The 604-nt window shown below is 39.7% G+C and carries 1 protein-coding gene; it reads right to left on the bottom strand.

The window, feature by feature from the left end; all coding sequences use genetic code 11:
* Positions 1 to 604, bottom strand: a 604-nt coding sequence (locus tag ACFINE_RS09935; protein WP_375621913.1) for an autotransporter outer membrane beta-barrel domain-containing protein, incomplete at both ends; no start/stop codon positions are given.

Here is a 604-nt window from a genome sequence, read left to right as displayed (position 1 = left end):
AAAAAAGGTGGCGCAATCCAGCAGAGAAACTCGTTCCAGAAAAACCAATTTTCTTAAATCTATGCTGATAAGTGACATCTCCACGAAGAGAAAGTTTTGATGAGAGACGGGCATTAAACCCACCCCCTGCTTCCAAAGAAGAACCAAAGGAACCTAACTGAAAATCGTTTTTAAAAGAAACGAATTGCTTATCTTCAAAACTATGCAAATAAGAAAGCTTACTATAAAAAGAAACTTCACGTCCCTCTTCAGAAGCATTAAGCGTCTTGCTTAAACGCCCACCAACACGCCCCACCCATTGATGAAATTTTCCTAAATCAACATCAAGATTATCAACATCAAACGCCTGATGAAACTGAAGATGCTGATAAACAACCTGAATCTGCGGATCAAAAACAACACCTTTATACCCTGTTGCAAACGTTCTACCACTCGTTAAAGAACCGCTAAATTGTTTACCCTTTAACGCCACAACCTTGCCCCGTGCAAGGGTCAAAACATCACCCTTAAAAAGACCATACGATACCACCCCATCCATATAAAAACCGGTATCATGCTGCAAATTTCCATAAGCAGCAACAGACCATTTATTAAATGCGCTTTT

The organism is Bartonella sp. AA97HXZ (genome assembly GCF_042196985.1).
In the GTDB taxonomy this organism is placed as follows: Bacteria; Pseudomonadota; Alphaproteobacteria; order Rhizobiales; family Rhizobiaceae; genus Bartonella.
This window is presented reverse-complemented; position numbering and strand designations above follow the sequence as displayed.